The sequence below is a fragment of the Cupriavidus sp. H39 genome (genome assembly GCF_050271075.1).
Taxonomy (GTDB): Bacteria; Pseudomonadota; Gammaproteobacteria; order Burkholderiales; family Burkholderiaceae; genus Cupriavidus; species Cupriavidus necator_B.
In genome coordinates this window covers 3,473,414-3,494,632 of the sequence record NZ_CP189848.1, presented here as the reverse complement: position 1 = coordinate 3,494,632, position 21,219 = coordinate 3,473,414, and the positions used below count along the sequence as shown (strand labels likewise).

15 protein-coding genes are annotated in these 21,219 nt (G+C 64.6%); 9 read left to right on the top strand and 6 right to left on the bottom strand.

What is annotated here, in order from left to right:
* The first annotated feature begins 103 nt into the window (after positions 1 to 103).
* Positions 104 to 1,525 (top strand): amidase family protein, encoded by a 1,422-nt coding sequence (locus ACOCMH_RS31530; protein ID WP_427311576.1) that lies wholly within the window; start codon positions 104 to 106, stop codon positions 1,523 to 1,525.
* Between the two features lie 63 nt (positions 1,526 to 1,588).
* Positions 1,589 to 2,545, top strand: coding sequence for a Bug family tripartite tricarboxylate transporter substrate binding protein (locus ACOCMH_RS31525; protein ID WP_427311575.1), 957 nt, complete (start codon positions 1,589 to 1,591; stop codon positions 2,543 to 2,545).
* 58 nt (positions 2,546 to 2,603) lie between these two features.
* Here the strand turns inward: ACOCMH_RS31525 and ACOCMH_RS31520 are convergent, their stop codons facing one another.
* Genes ACOCMH_RS31520 through manD form a run of 3 tightly spaced genes read right to left on the bottom strand, consistent with a single transcriptional unit; the run spans position 2,604 to position 5,836 of the window.
* A complete protein-coding gene (locus ACOCMH_RS31520) occupies positions 2,604 to 3,539 on the bottom strand; it encodes a sugar kinase (RefSeq protein ID WP_427311573.1) in 936 nt (311 codons plus the stop codon).
* Between the two features lies 1 nt (position 3,540).
* The gene (locus ACOCMH_RS31515) at positions 3,541 to 4,575 is read right to left on the bottom strand and encodes a Zn-dependent oxidoreductase (RefSeq protein ID WP_427311571.1); all 1,035 of its coding nucleotides are present in this window, start codon (positions 4,573 to 4,575) and stop codon (positions 3,541 to 3,543) included.
* Between the two features lie 34 nt (positions 4,576 to 4,609).
* The gene (manD, locus tag ACOCMH_RS31510) at positions 4,610 to 5,836 is read right to left on the bottom strand and encodes a D-mannonate dehydratase ManD (protein ID WP_427311569.1); all 1,227 of its coding nucleotides are present in this window, start codon (positions 5,834 to 5,836) and stop codon (positions 4,610 to 4,612) included.
* Here manD and ACOCMH_RS31505 point away from each other — a divergent pair.
* The 5 genes from ACOCMH_RS31505 (at position 5,757) to ACOCMH_RS31485 (ending at position 11,247) form a co-directional block, all read left to right on the top strand.
* Complete coding sequence (locus ACOCMH_RS31505) at positions 5,757 to 6,092, top strand: hypothetical protein (protein ID WP_427313410.1); 336 nt, start codon at positions 5,757 to 5,759, stop codon at positions 6,090 to 6,092. The two genes, manD and ACOCMH_RS31505, sit on opposite strands and share 80 nt — an antisense overlap.
* Positions 6,089 to 7,525 (top strand): mannitol dehydrogenase family protein, encoded by a 1,437-nt coding sequence (locus tag ACOCMH_RS31500; protein ID WP_427311568.1) that lies wholly within the window; start codon positions 6,089 to 6,091, stop codon positions 7,523 to 7,525. The genes ACOCMH_RS31505 and ACOCMH_RS31500 overlap by 4 nt, the downstream gene beginning before the upstream one ends.
* A gap of 37 nt (positions 7,526 to 7,562) precedes the next feature.
* Positions 7,563 to 8,582, top strand: coding sequence for a TRAP transporter substrate-binding protein (locus tag ACOCMH_RS31495; protein WP_427311566.1), 1,020 nt, complete (start codon positions 7,563 to 7,565; stop codon positions 8,580 to 8,582).
* Positions 8,583 to 8,626: 44 nt separating this feature from the next.
* A complete protein-coding gene (locus tag ACOCMH_RS31490; protein WP_427311564.1) occupies positions 8,627 to 10,498 on the top strand; it encodes a TRAP transporter large permease subunit in 1,872 nt (623 codons plus the stop codon).
* A gap of 296 nt (positions 10,499 to 10,794) precedes the next feature.
* Complete coding sequence (locus ACOCMH_RS31485) at positions 10,795 to 11,247, top strand: PA2169 family four-helix-bundle protein (protein ID WP_427311562.1); 453 nt, start codon at positions 10,795 to 10,797, stop codon at positions 11,245 to 11,247.
* A gap of 257 nt (positions 11,248 to 11,504) precedes the next feature.
* Here ACOCMH_RS31485 and ACOCMH_RS31480 read toward each other — a convergent pair whose 3' ends face one another.
* Complete coding sequence (locus ACOCMH_RS31480; protein WP_427311560.1) at positions 11,505 to 11,693, bottom strand: hypothetical protein; 189 nt, start codon at positions 11,691 to 11,693, stop codon at positions 11,505 to 11,507.
* A 535-nt stretch (positions 11,694 to 12,228) separates the two neighbouring features.
* Here ACOCMH_RS31480 and ACOCMH_RS31475 point away from each other — a divergent pair.
* Together ACOCMH_RS31475 and ACOCMH_RS31470 are read left to right on the top strand one after the other, a co-directional pair.
* Positions 12,229 to 15,117 carry a type VI secretion system Vgr family protein gene (locus ACOCMH_RS31475; protein WP_427311558.1) on the top strand — a complete coding sequence of 963 codons (2,889 nt, stop codon included), beginning with the start codon at positions 12,229 to 12,231 and terminating at the stop codon, positions 15,115 to 15,117.
* A gap of 20 nt (positions 15,118 to 15,137) precedes the next feature.
* Positions 15,138 to 17,444, top strand: a complete 2,307-nt coding sequence (locus ACOCMH_RS31470) for a M23 family metallopeptidase (RefSeq protein ID WP_427311556.1) — start codon at positions 15,138 to 15,140, stop codon at positions 17,442 to 17,444.
* 465 nt (positions 17,445 to 17,909) lie between these two features.
* Here ACOCMH_RS31470 and ACOCMH_RS31465 read toward each other — a convergent pair whose 3' ends face one another.
* Both ACOCMH_RS31465 and ACOCMH_RS31460 read right to left on the bottom strand, forming a co-directional pair.
* Positions 17,910 to 19,322, bottom strand: a complete 1,413-nt coding sequence (locus ACOCMH_RS31465; protein WP_427311554.1) for an amidohydrolase family protein — start codon at positions 19,320 to 19,322, stop codon at positions 17,910 to 17,912.
* A 4-nt stretch (positions 19,323 to 19,326) separates the two neighbouring features.
* The gene (locus tag ACOCMH_RS31460; RefSeq protein ID WP_427311552.1) at positions 19,327 to 20,676 is read right to left on the bottom strand and encodes a nucleobase:cation symporter-2 family protein; all 1,350 of its coding nucleotides are present in this window, start codon (positions 20,674 to 20,676) and stop codon (positions 19,327 to 19,329) included.
* Positions 20,677 to 21,219: the final 543 nt, after the last annotated feature.

Sequence of the window (21,219 nt, the reverse complement as noted above, 5' to 3'; positions counted from 1 at the left end):
GCTGACGCGCTAGCGTCCTCCTTTTTCCTGCACACCCAACCGCCGCCGTCGCTGCCGACACGGCGGGTGGGATTCCTATTGCCTGAATCCTGGGAGCCCTGACGTGAAACCTGCTGAATTGCTCTGGCGCTGGAGCGCTGTCGATATTGCCGATGCCGTGCGGCGCCGCGAGATTTCGTGCCGCGAGGTCACAACCAGCGTGTTGTCCCGCATTGAAGCCCTTAACCCCAGGCTCAATGCCCTGCCGGAAGTGCTGGCACAAGAGGCGCTGGCCAGCGCGGATGCCGCCGACCGCCAGGTAGCCGAGGGCGCCGAGCTGGGGCCGCTCCATGGCGTGCCGGTCACGATCAAGATCAATGTCGACCAGGCCGGCTATGCCACCACCAACGGCGTGATTCCGCTGAAGCACAACATCGCGCGCGAGGATGCGCCCGTGGTGGCGCACTGGCGCAGTGCCGGGGCCATTATCGTCGGGCGCAGCAATACCGCCACCTATTCGTCACGGTGGTTCACGGAAAACGGCCTGCATGGGCGCACGCTGAATCCGTGGAATGCGGATATCACCCCTGGCGGCTCCAGCGGCGGTGCCGCGTCGGCGGTCGCTGCCGGCATGGGGGCGCTGGCGCATGGCAATGACATCGGCGGCTCGATTCGCTATCCGGCGTATGCCTGCGGTGTCGTCGGCCTGCGGCCCACTACAGGGCGGGTGCCGGCGTACAACCCGTCAGCCACGGCCGAGCGAAGCATCACGCCACAGCTGATGTCAGTGCAGGGGCCGCTCGCACGCAGCATTGCCGACCTGCGGCTTGGCTACCAGGCCATGGCCCGCCACGACGGGCGCGACCCCGCTTGGGTGCCGGTGCCGATGGAACTGCCGCTGCCAGCGGTCCCGATCCGGGTGGCGCTGTTCAGCCGCTGTCCGGGCATTCCCGTCGATCCCGCGGTCAGCGCGGCGCTGGAGCGCGCCGCGCAATGGCTGCAGCAGGCGGGCTACGCCGTCGAGGAAGCCAGCCTGCCTGATTTCCTCGAGGCGGCTGCGCTATGGCGCACGCTTATCGTCGACGACAGCCGCCGCAACCTCGTCGCGGGCGTGGACCAGCATGGCGATGAAGCGATGCGGAAAAGCCAGCGCAACCTGCTCGACGGGATGCAGGAAACCGATCGCGATGGCTTCCTGGATGCCCTGTCGCGGCGCCAGGCCATCGCACGTAACTGGTCGCTGTTCATGCAAACGTATCCGTTGGTGCTGATGCCGGTGTCGTGGCAGCGCCCCAGCGTGCAAGACGCGGATATCCGCACGCCTGCAGAAAACCAGGCCTTGATCGACGCGCAGAGCCCGTTGCTGGCAACCGCCATGCTGGGCATGCCGGGGCTGTCCGTGCCGACCGGCATGGCCGGCGGCGTGCCGGTCGGCGTGCAGCTCATGGCATGGCGCTTCCGTGAGGACCTGCTGCTGCGCGCCGGCCAGGCTATCGAAGACGCGGCGCGCTTTATCCCTTTCACCGACGTGCAACCCGGCATCTAGATCCAGGAGCTTCCCATGAACGAACGTCAACCTGCTGACACCTTGCGGCTTTCGCGCCGCGCTATGCTGGCCGGCACCGCCGCCGCCCTGTGCACCGGGGGCTTGCTCTCCCGGGCCGCATGGGGGCAGAACGTGGCGCGCATCATCGTGCCGTTTCCGCCGGGCGGGCCGGCGGACTACATGGGCCGCCTGCTGTCCGAGAAGTTGAAAGAGGCCATGGGCCGAACCGTCATCGTCGACAACCGCCCCGGTGCAGGCACGCGCGTGGCGGCCGAAGTCCTGAAGAACGCGCCCGCCGACGGCAACACCGTGCTGCTGGCACCCGTCGATCCGATGTTCATCGGGCCGCTGATCTATAGCAATATGCGTTTCAACCCTGCCACCGATTTCACGGCTATCACCGATGTGACCGGCGTCCAGTTCGGCATTGCGGTCAGCACCAGCTCACCCATCAGGACGCTGGCCGACTTCGTCAAGGCCGCCAGGGCCAAACCGGCCGAGTATTCGATCGGCATCAGCACGGTTGGCACGCTGCTGCACTTCCTTGCCGTGGAGTTTGTCAGCCAGTCCCGCACCGGCAGCACGCTGGTGCCGTATCGCGGTGGCGCGGCGATGGCGACGGAAATGATGGGCAGCCAGATCGCGGCAGGCATGGATGCCATCACGACTTTCACTGAACTGCATCGCGGCGGCAAGCTGCGCGTGCTGGCCGTGGCGGGGGAGAAGCGAGCCGATGCCTTGCCCGACGTGCCGACCTTCGCGGAATCCGGTTTTCCCAACCTCGCGACCTCGTCGCGCTACCTGCTTTACATCCGCGCCAACACGCCGTCCGATATGGCGACACAGTGGTATCAGGCGGTACGCAAGGTGCTGGCGATGCCGGATGTTCGTGAAAAGCTGGCGCGCGCCGGCTATGACATCCTGCCAGGCAGCACCCCTGAGGAAGTCGCCAGATATGCCAGCGCGCTCTCGGCGCGTTGGACGCCAGTGATCAAGGCGTCGGGTTTCAAAGGCGATTGACCGGCCTGCCTGCGCGGCGACGGACAGACCTGCGCGGCGGCCCAGGCAGGCCGGCTGTCTACCGTTCACGCCCGTTCAGCGCACTCCATACTGCCTGCACCCCTGGCAGTGGGGCCACGGCGCCGCAGCCCGTGGTTGCCAGCGCGGCCGCCACTCCTGCCCAGCGTGCAGCGGACACCGCATCATCCCCCGCCACCAGCCGCGCGAGATAGGTCCCGTCAAAGCAGTCGCCCGCGCCGGTGGCATCGACTGCGTCGACGCGGAATGGCGCCACGGCGGTCAGCTGCCGGCCGTCGGATACCAGGCAACCCTGGCTGCCCAGTTTCAATACCACACGCGGGGCGCCCATGCGGTGGCACCAGTCCACGATGCGGGCGGGATCGTCGATGCCGGCAAGCTGGCGCACGTCGTCCAGGCTTGGCAGGAACAGGTCGCACAGTGGCAGGGTTGCGACGATGACTTCGCGGGCGCGTTCCAATGGCCACAGCGTGAGGCGCAGGTTGGGATCGTAGGACACCTGGGTGCCGGCCTGGCGGGCGATGCGGACGGCCTCGCGCACGGTACGCGCGGCGGACGTGCTGATGGCCTGGCTGATGCCGGAGACGTGGAGCCACGTGGCTTTTTCCAGCATTGCGACCGGCAAGTCCGCTGGCTGCATCCGGCTGGCGGCGGAACCCGAGCGCCGATAGGTGAAGGCGTGGCCGTCAGGGCCGTGATGGACAAAGTAGAGCCCGGTCGGCGCCGATGCGTCGAGGATGACGCCGCTGGTGTCGACGTGCTCCCCGCGCAACAGGTACAGGCACATGCGGCCGAACGTGTCGTCGCCCAGCCTGGTCAGGTAGGCGCAGCGCGCGCCCTGGCGGGCCGCGGCAATGACGGCGTTGGAGGTATCGCCGCCAAAGCCCTGCAGATAGGTGCGTGAATCGCGCGGGCCGGCGTGGTTGAACTCCACCATGGCCTCGCCCAGCGCAACGATGTCGAACCCCGCGCCCATGTCAGGCGTCCTCGCCGAGGTCGAGCAGCACCTTGCAACTGACGCGTGCCTGGCTTTCGGCGAGGTCAAACGCGTAAGCGACGTCGCGGAAATTGACCTGGTGCGTGACGATCCGACCCGGATCCACCAGCCCGCGCGTGATCCAGTCGATGACCGTGGGAAACATCGCGCAATTCAGGCGCGAGGCGTACAGGGTCAGTTCCTTGCTGGTCAGCGCCTGCTGCGGCAGGGACGACGGCGTGGCGGAAAAACCCAGTACGCCGATGCGGCCTGCCGGCGCGGCGATACTCACGGCTTCTTCCAGGATGGCGGGATGGCAGACCGCGTCGTAGATCAGCGTCGGCCCGCCCGCTACGCCGCGGCGCTCCAGCGCGCGGGCAAGCGGCTCGCGCGCGGTGTTGATGATTTCGTCGTCCGCGGCGCCGCAAGCTTGCGCCAATGCCAGCCGTTCATCGACGCGGTCGGTGATGAAGGTGCGGATGCCATATACGCGCTTGAGCACCTGCAGCAAGTTGAGGCCGACCGCCCCGGCGCCATAGATCAGCGCCACGTCGGTGGGCAGTACGCCGGTGCGGTGCGTGACGTTGGCCGCCACGGCGAACGGCTCGATCACCGCGGCACTGGCGACCGGCATGCCGGCGGGCACCGCATAGGCGTTGCCCGCCGGCACGCACGCGTACTGGCTGAAGCCGCCGTCGCGGTGAACGCCGATCACCTGGAGCCGGCTGCAGACATTGTGGCGGCCGATGCGGCAGGCGTGGCATTGGCCGCAACTGACCACCGGATCCACCACCACCCGCTCGCCAATGCGCAAGGCGCTGACGCCCGCGCCAACCGCATCGACATGGCCGACGAACTCGTGGCCGATGACGCGCGGATAGGTCACGAACGGGTTCTTGCCGTGGTAGATGTGCAGGTCCGAACCGCAGATGCCGGCGAGGCGGACGCGCACCCGCACCTCGCCTTCGGCCGGGACCGGGTTGGGTCGCTCGCACACGGCCATGCGGTGCGCTTGCTCGACGACTACGCTAAACATGCAGGCTCCTTGTTCCGGACCATGAGTGCAATGGCTACCAGTTCCACATCGCGCCGTCGCACAGCCGCGCCACTGGCAGATAAGCGCGCTCATACGGATACCTGGCCGCCAGCGACTCATCGATGTCGACACCAAGGCCCGGCACTTCATCCATCACGAGGTAACCGTCCTCGAAGCGGTAGTTGTGCGGGAACACCTCGTCGACCACCGGCCCGTGCGGCATCAGCTCCTGGATGCCGAAGTTGGGCGCCCACAGCCCGAAGTTGACCGCCGCGGCCATGCACACCGGCGACAGGTCGGTGGCGCCATGAAAGCCCGTGCGCACCTGGTGGATCGCGGCGAAGTCCGCAATGCGGCGCACATGGGTGATGCCGCCCGCGTGAACGATGGTGGCCCGGATGTAGTCGATCAGCTGGCGGCTGATCAGGTCCTTGCAATCCCACAGGGAATTGAAGACTTCACCGACCGCAAGCGGCGTGGTGGTGTGCTGGCGGATCAGCCGGAAGGCGTCCTGGTTCTCGGCGGGGGTGGCGTCCTCCAGCCAGAACAGGCGGTACGGCTCCAGCGACACGCCCAGGCGAGCCGCTTCGATCGGCGTCAGCCGGTGGTGCGCATCGTGCAGCAGATGGGGCTCGAAGCCGACGGCCTCGCGCACTTTGCGGAACAGTTCCGGCGTGTGGCGCAGGTAGAGCGACGTATCCCACGGCTCCTCAGGCGGGAGGCCTTTCTCCGCCGGTTCATACGCGCCCGGCTGCCTGCCGACGCCATATACCTTCGACAGGCCTGGCACGCCGGCCTGCACGCGGATCGCCTTGTAGCCCTTATCGAGATGGCTGTGCACCGCATCGACCGCTTCGGCGTGGTCGCGGCCGTTGGCGTGGCCATACACCATCAGCCCATGGCGGCTGCGGCCGCCCAGCAGCTGGTACACCGGCATGCCGGCCAGCTTGCCCAGGATGTCCCACAGTGCCATGTCGATGGCCGCGATGGCGGTCATCGTCACCGGGCCGCGGCGCCAGTAGGCACCGCGGTACAGGTACTGCCAGATGTCCTCGATGCTGCGCGGATCGCGGCCGATCAGGCAAGGAATCACGTGCTCGTCCAAATAAGCACGCACTGCCAGTTCGCGGCCGTTGAGCGTCGCGTCGCCCAGCCCGTACACGCCTTCGCCGGTGACCACCTTGACCGTCACGAAATTGCGGCCCGGGCAAGTGACGATGGTTTTTATCTGCTCGATCCTCAAGGGTGTCTCCGGCCGCATTGTCGTGGTTGTGGTCCGCAGCGGTGCCGCGTCGCGCGGCGTCTGCATCGGTTTGAGTGCAGGTCAAGAGTACAGCGCCGCGATTGGGGCGGAGTACGGCCGATTCCGCAATCAAATGCAGCGTTTGCCGCAGTTGAATCGCGAAAGCCCCGCACATTCCGCACCATGGCCGCGTGCTACCTTGCAACGCATGAAAAACGACGCGGATGCACGCACCATGCTGTCGCCAATCCACTCACCGAGGTACCGCGCATGAGGCTGACGCAACGCACCTGTGGCCGCGCGCGCGCCGGGGTGCGCCAGCCCGGCTACGATCGCAGCCGGCTGTCGCGCGGCGTGGTCCATCTCGGCCTGGGCGCGTTTCATCGCGCGCACCAGGCGCTGTACACCGAGGCTGCGATCCGTGACGGAGATACCCGCTGGGGCATCGTCGGCGTCAGCCTGCGCGAGCCGCGCACGCCGCGCGCGCTGGCGGCGCAAGACTGTCTCTACTCCGTGACCGAGCGTGCAGGGCCGGCGGCCACCACGCGCATCATCGGTGCCGTCGTGCAGGCCTGGTATGCACCGCACACGCTGGACCAGGTGCTCGGCGCGCTGGCCGATCCGGGCCTTGCCGTAGTCACCTGCACGGTGACAGAAAAAGGCTACTGCGTGCAGCCGTCCAGCGCGGATCTCGATACCACCCACGCCGACATCCGGCATGACCTGGCCCATCCGGACACGCCCAGGAGCACGCTCGGCGTCATGGCTGCGGGGCTGCGCCGCCGGCCCGCGGGGGCGCCGCTCAGCATCGTTTGCTGCGACAACATGCCGGCAAACGGCGATACGCTGCGCAAGCTGCTCTGGCAATACGCCGCGCTGACCGATCCGGCGCTGGCCCGGCGCGTGCGCGATGACGTGGCCTTTCCCAATACCATGGTGGACCGCATCGTGCCGGCCGCTACCCCGGCCTCGCGCCGCGACGCGCAACACCGCCTGGGCCTGCGCGACGAGGGCGCCATCGTCTGCGAGGCGTACTCGCAGTGGGTCATCGAAGATCGCTTTGCCGGTCCGCGGCCGGCGTGGGAAGCGGGTGGCGCGCTGATGACCGGCGATGTCCGGCCGTTCCAGGCCATGAAGCTGCAGCTGCTCAATGGCACGCACTCGGCCATTGCCTATGCCGGCCAGTTGTGCGGCCTGGAAACCGTTGCCGAGGCCATGGCGGATCCGCTTGTCGGCGCCTTTGCCAACGGCGTAATGGCCGACCTGCGGGCGACCGTGCAGGTGCCGGCGGGCTATGACGCGGTGCGCTACAGCGAGGCCTTGCTGCAGCGCCTGCGCAATACCGCGCTCGAGCATCGCACCGCTCAGATTGCGGCGGACGGCACGCAGAAGGTGCCGCTGCGATGGCTGCCGGCCTTGCGCGCCATTGCCGGGGCAGAGCGGCCGTATCTCGAGCGCGCGCTTGCGATGTGGCTGCATTGGCTGCGCAGCGATCGCGAACAAGCGCTTGCCTGGCACGATTCCGGCGCGCCTGCGCTGGCGGCACGCCTGCGGGGCGCGCACAGCGATCCTGACGCCGTCCGCGAGGCCTTCGCACACGCCGCGGTCTTTGGCAGCGAGCCGTGGCCACCTCTGCTGGCGGCCCGGCTTGCCCGCCACCTGGCGGTGCTGCGCGGGGGCGGCGCCGCCGCGCTGCTGTCGTTCTGAACCACCCCCCACCAGACCACAAGGAGACAACTTCACCATGTCCAACCCATTTACCCGCCGCCGTTTTGGCGCGCTTGCCGTTGGCGGCATCGCCATGACGCTGCCGATCGGATGCGTCCTGGCCCAGGGCGCCACCATCAGGCTGAAGTACGGCACCGCGTTTCCGGCGGACCACCCGGGCACGCTACGCATCGTGGAAGCTGCGCAGGCCATCCGCAAGGACACTGGCGGCAAGGTCGACCTGCAGATCTATCCAAACAGCCAGCTCGGCAGCGAGCCGGATATGGTGTCGCAGACGCTTGCCGGCGCGCTCGACTTCATGTCGACGGCCAGCACCAACCTGCAGACGCGGGTGCCGGCCGCCAGCATCAACGGCATCCCCTATGCCTTCAAGGACTACGCCACTGTGTGGTCCGCCATGGACGGCGACCTCGGCGCCTATGTGCGCGGCTTGCTGCGCAAGGTGAACCTGCATGTGTTCGAGAGAAGCCTGGACAACGGCTATCGCAACATCACGTCGGCAAGCCGACCGGTGAATACGCCCGCGGACCTGAAGGGGTTCAAGATCCGCGTTCCGGCGATTCCACTGTGGGTATCCATGTTCAAGGCGTTGGGTGCCGCGCCGACGGTCATACCGTTTGCCGATCTTTATTCTGCGCTGCAGACGCGGGTGGTCGATGGCCAGGAGACGCCGCTCGGACTGATCCGCAGCGGCAAGCTCTATGAAGTGCAGAAATTCTGTTCACTTACCGGGCATACCTGGGACGGCCATTTTATTTTCGGCAACGCGAAGAAATTCCAGGCGCTGCCGGGGGAAGTGCAGGCAGCGCTCACCACCCACTTTACCGCTGCGGCACTGAAGCAGCGCGAGGATATCGCACGCGTCAATGCCGAAGCGCAGGTGGAGATGGCTCGCTACGGCGTCACCTTTAACCGGCCAGATCCGGCACCATTCCGCAACCTGCTGCAAAGCGCGGGCTTTTACACGGAATGGCGCAGGAAGTACGGGGAGGATGCGTGGTCGGCGCTGGAAAAATACACTGGCCGGCTGGCCTAGGGGGCCCAGATCGCAATGAAACCCGCACGCACCAGGAGACATCGATGCAGCACACTGCCGAACCCCTAGCCACGCCTGCCGCCTGTACGCCGCTGATCGCCGGACCCCGCAGGAGCCGTTTCCTCGCGGGCGTGGTGGAATTGCCGGCGGCGCTGATCGTGCTGGCCGAAATTCTGATCCTTGGGAGCGGCGCCTTCGCGCGCTACGCGCTGCACGCGCCAATCCTGTGGACGGAGGAACTGGCCAGCATCCTGTTCGTTTGGCTGGCGATGCTCGGCGCCATCATTGCGCTGCATCGCAGCGCGCACATGCAACTCACCACCTTCATCAAGAACCTGTCGCCCGCAGCGCGCGCCTGGGTCGACGCCTTCGGCATGTGGCTGGTGATGGCGTTTCTGCTGTTGCTGGCCTGGCCTGCGTGGGAGCACCTGACTGAACACCTGGACGTATCGACACCAACGTTAGAGGTAAGCGAAGCCTGGCGCGCCAGCGCGGTCCTGGTCGGGGCCGTGCTGATGCTGGTGACGGCAGCCACCCAACTGCTCCAACGGTCGAGCCGAAAACAGGTGGCGCTCAGCGGCCTGCTGGTGGCTGCCGGCGGCGCGTTGCTGTACCTGCTGTCGCCCATACTGATGGCGTTGGGCAATGCCAACCTGGTGATCTTCTTCCTGCTGATGCTGGTCCTGTGTGTGGCGATCGGCGTGCCCATCGCCTTTGCCTTTGGCTTGTCCACGCTGTGCTACCTGGCGTTGTCGACGGCAACGCCCCTGTCCATCATTCCCAACCGCATGCAGGAGGGCATGTCTCACCTGATCCTGCTGGCGGTGCCGCTGTTCATCTTCCTGGGCGGGCTGATCGAGATGACCGGCCTGGCGCGCGCGATGATTAACTTCCTCGCCAACCTGATCGGCCACCTTCGCGGCGGGCTGCAGTATGTGCTGCTTGGGGCGATGTACATCGTCTCAGGCATCTCCGGCTCCAAGGCGGCGGACATGGCCGCGGTGGCGCCGGCGCTGTTCCCGGAGATGAAGCAACGCGGCGCCAAGGACGGTGACCTGATCGGGCTGCTGTCGGCATCGGGCGCGATGTCTGAAACCATTCCGCCGAGCATCGTGCTGATCACGGTTGGATCGGTGACCGGTGTGTCGATCACCGCGCTGTTTGTCGGTGGGCTGATGCCCGCGGCGGTCGGGCTGGTGATGATGGCATGCGTGGTCTGGTGGCAGACACGCAAGGAAGACATGGGCGGCACGGTGCGGCCGTCGCGCAGGGCGCTGCTGAGATCCCTGCTGGTGGCGCTGCCCGCGCTGGCATTGCCGGTGATTATCCGCACCGCCGTGGTGGAGGGCGTGGCCACGGCGACGGAGGTGTCTACTATCGGCATCTTCTACACGGTGCTGGCCGGGGTGCTGGTGTACCGTCAGTTTGACTTTCGCAAGATCTATCCGATGCTGCTCGATACCGCGGCGCTGTCGGGGGCGATCCTGCTGATTGTCGGCTGCGCCACCACCATGGCCTGGGCGCTGACGCAGTCAGGCTTTGCCCAAGACCTGGTGACGATCCTGTCGACGGTGCCGGGCGGCAAGCTTGGCTTCCTGCTGGTATCCGCGCTGGCGTTCGTGATTCTGGGCAGCCTGCTGGAAGGCATCCCGGCCATCGTGCTGTTCGGGCCCTTGCTGTTTCCAATCGCCAGACTGGTCGGTGTGCATGAGGTCCACTACGCCATGGTGGTGATCTTTGCGATGGGGCTGGGATTGTTCGCGCCGCCGTTTGGCGTGGGCTTCTATGCTGCCTGCGCGATCGGCCGAGTGTCGCCGGACGTGGCGATGCCGCGGGTGTGGCCGCATTTGGCGGCGTTGTTTGTGGCGCTGGTGTTGCTGACGTTAGTGCCTTGGTTCTCGATTGGTTTTCTGTGAGCCATCCGGTTGCTGGCCCTTCGAGTTTCCACATGGGTCACCGCTGTTCGATGACGGCCTGGTCTCCCGCACCACGCCACGCGACGCGATGCGCTTCCTGCAGCCCATCTCCTATCATGGAATCACGCCTTGCCTCGTGACGAGCAGGCAAGTAGGGCCGGCGCGAACCAGTCGATGCAACTCGAAGGCGTCTGCGACGCCATTTTCACGGCCGGTTGCGCGGCGGCGGTTCCTCCGTTGGCCAAGCTGGCGGCGCCGACGCTGCGCGCCGCCCCAGCATGTGTTGGGAGAATGTCATGGGCGACAACCAGCAACAAACGGTATTGGCGCTGAATCAGCTGATCGAAGCTGGCAAGGACAGCGAACTGGCCTGCATGAGCGGCGCCGCTGAAGTGCGCGATGCACAGCTTCGCGACATCCTGACCACCACCGCGGAAACCTACCGGGCATCGGTGCAGGAATTGCAGTCCCTGGTCAGTGCCATGGGCGGCCAGCCGGCTGACCGCGGCAGCATGAATGGCACGCTGTTCCGCGGCTGGATGGCGTTCCGCCACATGCTGCAGCCAAACAATGACGACGCCGTGCTGGGAATGTGCGAGCACGAAGAAGATGCCGCCAGGCGTGAGTATCAGTCCGTCCTGATGAAGACGCTTCCGCCTGATGCCAGCGCGACACTTCAGCGCCAGTATGATGCGTTGAAGCGACAGCATGAGCGGATCCATGCCATGCGCGGAATCCAGATCCACTGAGGGCTCGCACCCGGCAATGCGGCGGCAAGGTCAGGTTTCCGTGGCGAATCCGGCACTGGTGCTGCCTTGCCGCTGCCGACACCGAAAGCATTGATGGATGACCGGGATGGCGACCCGAGCGCGCATTGGGTATCCCGCGACTTGGACGGTGCCACACTGCTAGTAGCCCGGATGAATGCCCTAACGCACGCCCCTCTCCTGCAAGCGGGAGAGAGGCGCAGTCAAGCGGTAGAGAACAAACCGCTTTGCCACCCACATTAAGAACCGGGCCACTCCTCCTCCAACACCCGCTCCAACTGCGCCTTCACCAATCCCAGTAAGCAAAACGCGCCAAAGCCGCCCTCCCACCATTCGCTCTGCTGCTCCAGCAGCGCAAGCCCCCCATCAATACCGGCCGCCACCGCCAACAAACTGTACCGCGCCGAGGACAGATCGATTTCCGACATAGGACCTCCTATCGTTGCATGAAGGTCCGCCGCACGACGCTAGAGGAGGGCGGCGGGCCTGACGACGAGGGTGGAAACCGGTGTCACAACCATTGCCGGTCAGCCTTGCGGCTGCCTCATCCGGCCCGCCATGGATGGCTTGCACGTATAGGCAAGAACGGTCGTCACGGACGACCGTTCGGTTGAGACATTCGAGTTTCCACACTCGGTCACCGCTGTTCGATGACAGCCCCAGTCTCCCGTACCGCGCCACGCGACGCGATAGGACACTTCGCATTCCCATACGGACGCAGCATCCTGCCGGATCGTCGCCCGCCAGCAAATAGCCAAAATCCTAAGAGCACATTTCGAAATGAAATTCTCGTCCCGCTGAAGGGATGAATCTACGGGGTATTTGATCGAGATAAAGATAGTGCTTCGTATCGGGATTTTTTCCGTTGATTTCCTTTAGTTGCAAGGGCACAAATAGCCGATTGCTATTCGCCGAGGTCGCAATAGCGCGTTCGAAGAACTAGGCGGTTTGACGCATCGGAAAATGGATCCTGCAAGCTTTCACCAACAGCTGTTTTCCTCTACCCATCGCCTGTATGCCCTGGACGGTGAAGGCGCGCTGGCCGAACTGGCAGTCGAAGCCTGGATCGGCCGCGAGGGAATCTCTGCGCTGTTCGAATGGCGCATCGTTGCGGTCAGCGCCAACGTCGATCTCGCGCTGGATAGCCTCGTCGGCCAACGCGTCACGCTGACCACGAGGCTCGCGGACGGCGGGCAATCGCGCCGCACCGGCCTGACCCGCCAGGCCGAAAAGCTTGGCGCCGACGGCAGCCTCGCGCGCTACCGCCTGACCGTGGTGCCCTGGCTGTGGCTGACCACGCAGCAGCGCCACAGCCAGGTGTTCCAGGACCGGAAGCTCGACAGCATCATCGCAGCCATCCTGCAGCCCTATGCGCCCTACGCGCGGTGGCGCTATGCCGCCGGGGCCGAAGCCCGCATCGCCGCGTTTGGCGAACGCGCCCACCTGGCGCAGTTTCGCGAAACCGACTACCACTTCCTGTCACGCCTGCTGGCCGAGGCCGGCCTGGGCTACACCGTGGCGGAAGACGAGGAGGCGCCGTTCGGGCATGCCGTGGTGATCTTTGCCGACAGCGCGCAATTGCCGGAAGACCCCGAGTCAGCGGCAGGCGGCGGCTTCCGGTACCACCGTGCGCATAGCCAGGAATCGGCTGATGCCATCCAGCAGTTGATCTGCGAAACCCGTGCCGCAGTCGGTGGCGTGGCGGTGGGTGCCTGGAATCCTGAGAGCAAGCGCACCATCCGTGGCCACGCGCCGGCACGCTTCGGCGTTTTCTCAGGCCGAGCAGTCAGCCCGGATCCTTACCTGTCGGTCAGCCTGTCGCTGGCGCCGGACACGGCCAGCGCGCAGCGCGTCGCCGAGCAGGTGATGGAAGCCATCGAAGCGCGTGCACTCGTGTTCACCGGTGCCGCTTCCGTTCGCACGCTGCGTAGCGGCACACGGCTGACCGTCACCGGCTGCCCGCACCTGCCGCCACAGGAAGACGATACGGCGGGGTATCCGCTGTTGCTCGATGCGGTTGAGCACTGCGGCATCAACAACCTGGCTGTGGAAACGCGGGCCGCGCTCGCCGATCGGATGGGGCCGTTGGAAGTGGCGTTGTGCTTCGCGACGCCACCGCAGGCTCCCGATGCCGCAGCGATTACCGCCGGCCTGGTGAGCTGCTTTCTCAACGACGCAGCCGAGCGGCTGGTCCCGACCGGAGCCTTGCTGGCCGCGGCTCAAGCACACGGCGATGCTGCGCTCTTTCGTGCCTTCGATGCGCGGCGGCCATGGCGTGCCGGCGTGCTGGAGGGCGATTGCCCGCGCCTGTACAGCCGTGCTACGCCGCTGGGCGTCCATACCGCGATCGTGGTCGGCCCGGACGGCCAGACGCAGCCGGACGGCATTGCCGAACACCACGCCAGCGCGCGCGGCCAGATCCGCTTGCGCTTCCCTTGGCAGCGCGGCGAACGCCCTGATGACCGCAGCAGCCGCTGGGTGCGCGTGGCGCAGCGCCAGGCCGGCGCCGGCATGGGCTGGCAATGGCTGCCGCGTATCGGCCAGGAGGTGCTGGTCAAGTTCGCGGACAACGATATCGACCAGCCCTTCGTGATCGGCGCGCTGTACAACGGCCACGGCGAAGCCGGCATCGCGCCCACGCCGGGCGGCAACTCGATGGCCGCGACCACGTTCGCCCAGCCCTATGACGCCAGCGGTGTCTATGCGATAGGCTCCGACAATCAGCCGAGCGCCCAGGGCAACCTCGCCGGCGGCAACAGCCCGGCGTGGCATGGCATGGGCACCGACCCGGACGGCCACCGCAACGCCGCCGCGCTGACCGGCTTCAAGAGCCAGGAGCACGGCGGCAAGGGCTACAACCAACTGGTGTTCGACGACACCGACGACCAACTGCGCACGCAACTGGCAACGACGGAACAAGCCACCCAGCTCAACCTCGGCCACGTAATACACCAGCAGGACAACCGCCGTGGCAGCTTCCGGGGGCAGGGGTTCGAGCTGCGCACCGACGGCCATGCGGCCGTGCGCGGCCGGGCCGGGCTATTGCTGAGCACCTATCGCGATGCCGTCACGGGCCGCGTGCTGCCGACTGGCGACAATGCCGTCGGCATCGCGTTGTTGCGGCAGGCGGACGACTTGGTCAAGACGCTGAGCGATGGCGCGACCACGCATCAAAGCCAGGCACTGTCGACTGGCATGGGCGATGAGTCACCGTTGGCGAAACAAGCCAGGGCCGCAGCCGGCATGGTCGATGGGCAATCGCTTGAAGCGGCCCAGGGTGATGCCGCCGATGGCAATACCCACACGCCAGGCAAGGTGCCGCATCAAATCGAGCCGATGGTCCACCTCAATGGTAGGGCTGGCGTGGCTGTCGTCGCGGGACAGGACTTGCAGATCGCCAGCGGCGAGAGCGTGGTGCTGGCCAGCGGGCAGGACAACAACGTTGCCGTCGCAGGGCAGGCGCGCCTGCATGCGGGACGGGCGATTGGCATTGCGGCCGGGCTGTCCGCGGCCGGAGAAAACAACATCGGTCTGCAGCTGACGGCGGGTCAGAATGATATCGATATCCAGGCACAGCATGATTTGCTGAAGGTGGCGGCGCGGGATGACCTGACCATCGTCTCGGCCAATATGAATGTGGATTTTGCTGCGGCGAAGCGGATCCGCATTGCGACTGCCGGCGGGGCGGCCATCACGATTGAGGGCGGCAATATCACCGTGGAATGTCCGGGGCCGATTACCTATAAGGCGGCGCAGAGGATGTTCGAGGGTCCTGTGACCACCAATCGAGACCTTCCGCTGTTCCCTGATACGCCGTCTTCGGCAGACGACGACTACCCGTTCTCCATTTGATCGACCCGTGAAGGTATCCAATGCTGATTAGTCCTCCTTTCCTGCCACCACGAGCATCCAATCAGACGGAAAATCAATGGCTCGATAAGGCAATGCCGGGCGGGGAGCCAGGCTACGGCTCATATCCGGTCAGCGATAGACTTGCATGGCATGGCGGCCTGCACTTGCGCGCTCCGACGTGCGGCGATGATGACGTTGAACCCGTTCGTGCCATTGCAGATGGGATAGTCGTATATCGGCGCGGTTCGACCGAACCACCCGCAGCGCCAGATCCCAAATCACCACTGCGCTATCAAGGTAGGACGAGTGATGGCGTAGTCGTCATTCGGCATGAAACCGAAATAGGGGCCGCATGCCGAAGCAACACCTCCACACGAGTTGTGTTTTTCTCGGTGTATGTGCATATGCACACTTTGCGCACTACCGTGCAACCCGGTCGTAGCATCCACCGAAAGGACGAACTGGGCCAAGCAGGATATATCAGGGGTCAACCACACCAAATTCATTTTGAAATCATTTGCGATGATGCGAATTTGGGACAACTTATCGGGCGAAACAGCGGCCTTCTCCCATTGAATGCGGACGGCCGTAGCGATGTCATTTTTGGCGAGTTGTACTTCCACCTCGAAGCGACGACCGTGGTATATGCCCAACGTCCGCCCCAGCCACATCTGACATTACCGGGGGGTGTGCCGCTTGGGGAAGCATTGATCGTGGGGCTGCGGTATGCGGAAGGCGAAGGAGTAGAACGTACTCGCGGGCATGCATATGTAACAACCTATGGGTTGGCGGGCACACTGATTGGTGAACCATTGACTGTCCCAGATGCCGAGTACAACATATACCGAGATGCCAACGATATCAGTGAGACATATCCTGCTCATGCACGGCCTATACCAAGCGCTGTGTACGAACTGCTACGCTTTGGACGCGTAGTCGGGCCTGATCCTCTTGTTCCAGAAGACGTACCGCACTGGCGGCAAATTCGTACCCGCACTGGTACGGGCTGGGTCAATCTCAACGCTCCAGGCGTACGCAAATTCAGCGATGCCGACTTTCCGCAATGGCGCGGATGGTTTCTCCTCACAGACGTTGACGGCGACGGCCGATGCAACGACGCGGCTATCATGCAGGCCATGGACGTAAATCGCGATGGCGCCGTTACCGCGGATGAAGTGCATGCGCGCCTGGATACGCCTTCGGTTCGGTCATTCCTTAAACCGCTGATCTGCAAACTACCTACAGAATGGGACGCTGCGGCGATAGAGGCACGATGGGGCTGGTTGAAGACGGCGAGCCCGAGCAACCCGAACCCTCTGCAAGAAGAGCAGTTTGCACGTTTGCGAGCTCATATCGATGCGCTCGCATTTTGGCAGCAAGCCAACTTGCGCATTCCACAATACAACGCACAAGACGAGTCTATCGGTGAACGGCCACTGCCGAGCACACATTGGCACTTCAATCCGAGGGAGTTTATACGAGCGTTTCGAAAGTGCGGGTGGCTATCGCTTGCAGAACTGGTGCGACTTATCCCCAGACGCCTGTCCTACTCGCAGCAAGGCCGTGTTAGGACTGCCCTCGAGGTCGGGAAAGTGAGCCGCGCCACCGCAGCAATTCGATTGAAAACTTATGCATTGCATTTAAACTGGGTGGCGAGAAAGTATGGAATCAGCTCTGCACGCCATAGATTTGCACATTTCTTCGCGCAAACGATCATCGAGACAGATCACTGGCAAGTCGTATACGAATATGGCAGAGGCGCCCCCCATCCTAAAATTCCGATGGCCCAGTACTATGCCGCCTTCTATGGTCGTGGAATCATGCAGCTAACATGGGCCGGAAATTACGAAAGCTATGGGCTGTTTCGGAATCGCCCTCACAACAGCAGTGCATATGTGGACCATAGAATCGGCGCCGACTCAAGACACTACTGGCGGGACCCAACGGTGCGCGATGCTGACGGGCGCATTATTCGAGTGACAGGTATCCCTAAACATTGGGCGCCGCGCTTCGATCCCACTGAAGTTGAAGTCGATCCATTCATAGCTTGCGATAGCGGGGGGCACTACTGGGTTGCGAAGTCCCTGGATAAATCTGGAAAGGAAGCTAATATCAATCGCGTGGCAGACGAGGATTTTAATCCACGGACAATTGGCAGGGTCAATGTTCTCGTAAACGGCGGCGGCAATGGATATTACGAAAGGCAGGCCTACGCACAATATGGAAAGCGCATATTGTTTGATGCTGTAGAAACAGCGGCGACACAAGATTTTTTGACGCCCCGCAGCGGCGTTACAGTTAGGGTTGATTATGCCGAGCCCAATTAATTTATTTGTAGTTTCTATGTCGGTCCTGTCAACGATTGTGGCAGGGCCATCCATAGCAAGCCCATCGTTTGGCCAAGGCAATCGAATATTCGACGCTTGCGCAAAGCGAGAAAAAAGAAATCTAGAAACATGCACTTCGGGGTGTGGTCTTATACTAAAAAATTGCTATGTTGAGGCCATCGAGGCGTACGAAAAAAAAATTCAGAGGATCGATAGGAAGCTGCTGAATCCAGAATGCAAGAGAAAAGCAAATGAAGCCCTGAAGAAAGCTGACGCGTTTCGCGATGAAGTGGAAACAGTCGAGGAAGATGGCTCGTGGCAGCAGATGGACATAAGACTGCTTTTGACTCGCAACAAACTAGAACTTATCGAGATCATTGAGAAGGGTTGCAAACCACAATAGCCGACGTAGCGGGTCCCAGTGTTTTTAATTGAGCGACACCGGGGACCTGCCCCCGATCCCCCTTAATCCACCAGCGTCGCCAACGCCTCCCGCGCCTCCCGCCTTAGCTTCTCCAAATCCAGCCCCACAATCGCCCCATCCCGCACCACCTGCCGCCCCCGCACCAGTACATCCCTAACCGGCGTAGGCTCTCCAGCCGCGACCGGCGCCGTGCCGATGTCATGGAACCCGTGGAATCGCAGCCCGCTAACGTCATAGATCGCCAGGTCCGCCGACTGCCCCGGCGCTAGCGTGCCGATCCCCGGCAGCCCCAGCACTTGCGCACCCCCCGCAGTGCCCCAGTGGATCACTTCCTCCACACGCGTTTGCCCGGCCCCGCCAAGCGCCCGGTGCACCAGCCACGCAAAGTTGGCCTCATGCACCATGCTGCCCGACTCATTGGAAGCGACCCCGTCGACCCCTAGCGAAATCGGCACGCCGGCATCCGCCATCGCGCGAACCGGCGCGATACCGCTGCCCAGCCGCGCATTGCTGACGGGGCAGTGCGCCATGCCGGTATTGGTCACGGCCAGCATGCGGATTTCTTCCGGGTTCACCGTGACGAGGTGGGCGAACCACACATCCGGTCCCAGCCAGTCGTGGTCGGCGACGAACTGCACCGGCGTGCACTGATATTTCTCGCGGCAGAACTTGACGTAGTTGTCGGTCTCGGACAGGTGCGAATGCAGGCGCAGGTCCATACCGCGGCCAAAGGCGGCCAGTTCGCGCAGCAGCGCGGGCGGTAGCGAGAAGGTCGGTGTCGTCGGTGCCACCACCACGCGGCGCAGGCCATCGGGGGCGGCGTCGTGGTAGCGGGTCTTCAGCCGTTCGATATCGGCCAGCATTTCGTCCAGTGTCTCGGGCACCAGGGCGGTGGCACGCATGCCGGGATGATCCGAGGCCGACTGGATCGCGCCGCCGCGGCACAGCACCAGGCGCATGCCGAGTTCCTGCGCGACCTCGAACAGCACGTCGCCGGTTTCGGCGCCATGGCCGTGGTGATACAGGTAGTGGTGATCGGCGCAGGTGGTGGTGCCGGATAGCAGCAACTCCGCCATGCCGAGCCGCACCGCGGTGCGGAAGATCTCGGGGCTGAAGCGCGCCAGGCGCGGGTAGGCGACGGACGCGAGCCATTGTTCCAGGCCGACGTTCATGCCGCTGGGCACGGCCTTCAGCAGGTTCTGGAACAGGTGGTGGTGGGTATTGACCCAGCCCGGGTAGACCACGCAGCCGCTGGCGTCAAGCACGGCTTCGCCTTCATGGCGCGGCAGGCTGGCGCCGATCTCGGCGATGCGGCCGTCGCGGATGCGGAGGTCGGCGGCGCCCGCGCGCGCGGCAGTGCCGGCGCGGCCGGTCATCACGGCGGCGGCGTTGCGGATCAGCAGGGCGCCGGCCGGCGCGTTAGTGGCGTTGGTGGCGTTGGTGTTCTGCACCATGTTTTCAGACCCCTTGGACGTTGTCGGCACTGGCGGGCAGTTCGTCGGCTTCACGCGCTGGCAGGCCGTTGAGAATCAGGTTGAGGACCACGGAAACCACGCAGGCGATGATCACGCTGCTGTGGACAAAGGGCTGCAGGAAGCCGGGCAGCTTTTCCAGCATGCCCGGCAGCATCACCGGCATCATCGCGCAGCCGAGCGTGATGGAAACGATGGAGAGATTGTTGGGGTTGCGCTCGTATTCCACCTCGCCCAGCGTCTTGATGCCCGCCGCCACGACCACGCCGAACATCACCATGGTCGCTCCGCCCAGCGCCGCGGCGGGGATCGAAGCAAACAGCGCGCCGATCTTGGGCACCAGCGCCACCGCGCACAACATCACGCCGCAAGTGGCGACCACCCAGCGGCTGCGCACGCCGGTGACGATCACCAGCCCCACGTTCTCCATGAACGCGATATACGGGAACGCCGCGAACATGCCGCCGATGGCGCTGGCCAGGCCGTTGGCGCGGAGGCCGCGGGTGGCGTCGCGCTCGGTCAGCGGGCGTTTGACGATATCGCCGACGGCGATGAACAGGCCCATCGATTCCACCATCTGCACCACCATCACGATCACCATGGTGGTGATGGCGCCGAGGTTAAAGGTAGGCATGCCAAATGCGAACGGCGTCACCATGGTGAACCACGGCGCGCGCGCGACTTCATCGAAGCTGCCCATCCCCAGCATCCACGCCACCGCGCCGCCGACCAGCAGGCCGATCACCACCGACAGGTTGCGCACCAGCTCGCAGCCGTGCCGGTTGATCAGCAGGATCAGTGCCACCACGCCGAAGGCGACCAGGAAAAAGATGGGCGCGCCGAAGTCCGGCGCGCCCCTTCCGCCTCCAAACCAGTGAAACGAAACCGGAAACAGCGACAGGCCCACCGCGGTGATGGTGCAACCGCTGACCACCGGCGGAAAGAAGCGCTTGAGCTTGCCGATCACGGGCGCCAGCAACATCGCGATCACGCCCGCGGCGATGATGGCGCCGCAGACGCCGTTGAAGCCCAGCGTGGGATCGGTGCCGATGGCGATGACCGGGCCCACGGAGCTGAACGCCACGCCCTGCATCAGCGGCAGGCGCACGCCGAACTTCCAGAAGCCCACGGTCTGCAGCAACGTGGCGATGCCGGAGGTGAACAGCGCGGTGCTGATCAGCATGGTGGTCTGGGCCGGCGTCATCTTGAGCGCCCCGGCCACGATCATCGGCACCGCAATGGCGCCGAGATAACTGACCAGCATGTGCTGGAAGCCGAGCGACGCCATGGCGCGGGCCGGCAGGATCTGGTCGACGGGATGAACCGCTGCTTGCATGATGTTTGTCTCCTGCCGCGTGCTGGGGGAAGTGCGCCATGCCGGCGGCGGCTGGCCCGGTCTGTGGTTGCCGGGCTCGGTCCGTCACGGTGCCATGCGCGGCGCATGGCGCACGCATGCCTTGAACAGTAGTGAGGCGCGGCATGCCGTCATAGCGTTATTGCGAAGGCCGTGGCACCGGGCCGCAATGAGGCTTGCAAAATGCGTGCTTGGGGCATCAGGGGTTTCCCTTGGGTTGCGTGAGAGAGGTGGGGGTCATAGGATGGATGCCGTGTTTCGCGGCGAGCGCGTGCCGCGCGCCGCGCGCCGCGTGTTTGCTCCCCTCTCCCGCTTGCGGGAGAGGGGCAGGGGTGAGGGCGGGCACTTGCATACCGACGGGGTGCACTTCGTTGATGCGCCGGCCCTCACCCCCACCCCTCTCCCACTTCGCGGGAGAGGGGAGCGTTCGCAGCGGGCGTGAGCAAGATTTGGCGCAGTCGTGCGCATGCGCCTGGAGTCGTCAGTGGCCAGGTCCTCGTGGCCGCTCCTTTCAACTTTTCCGTC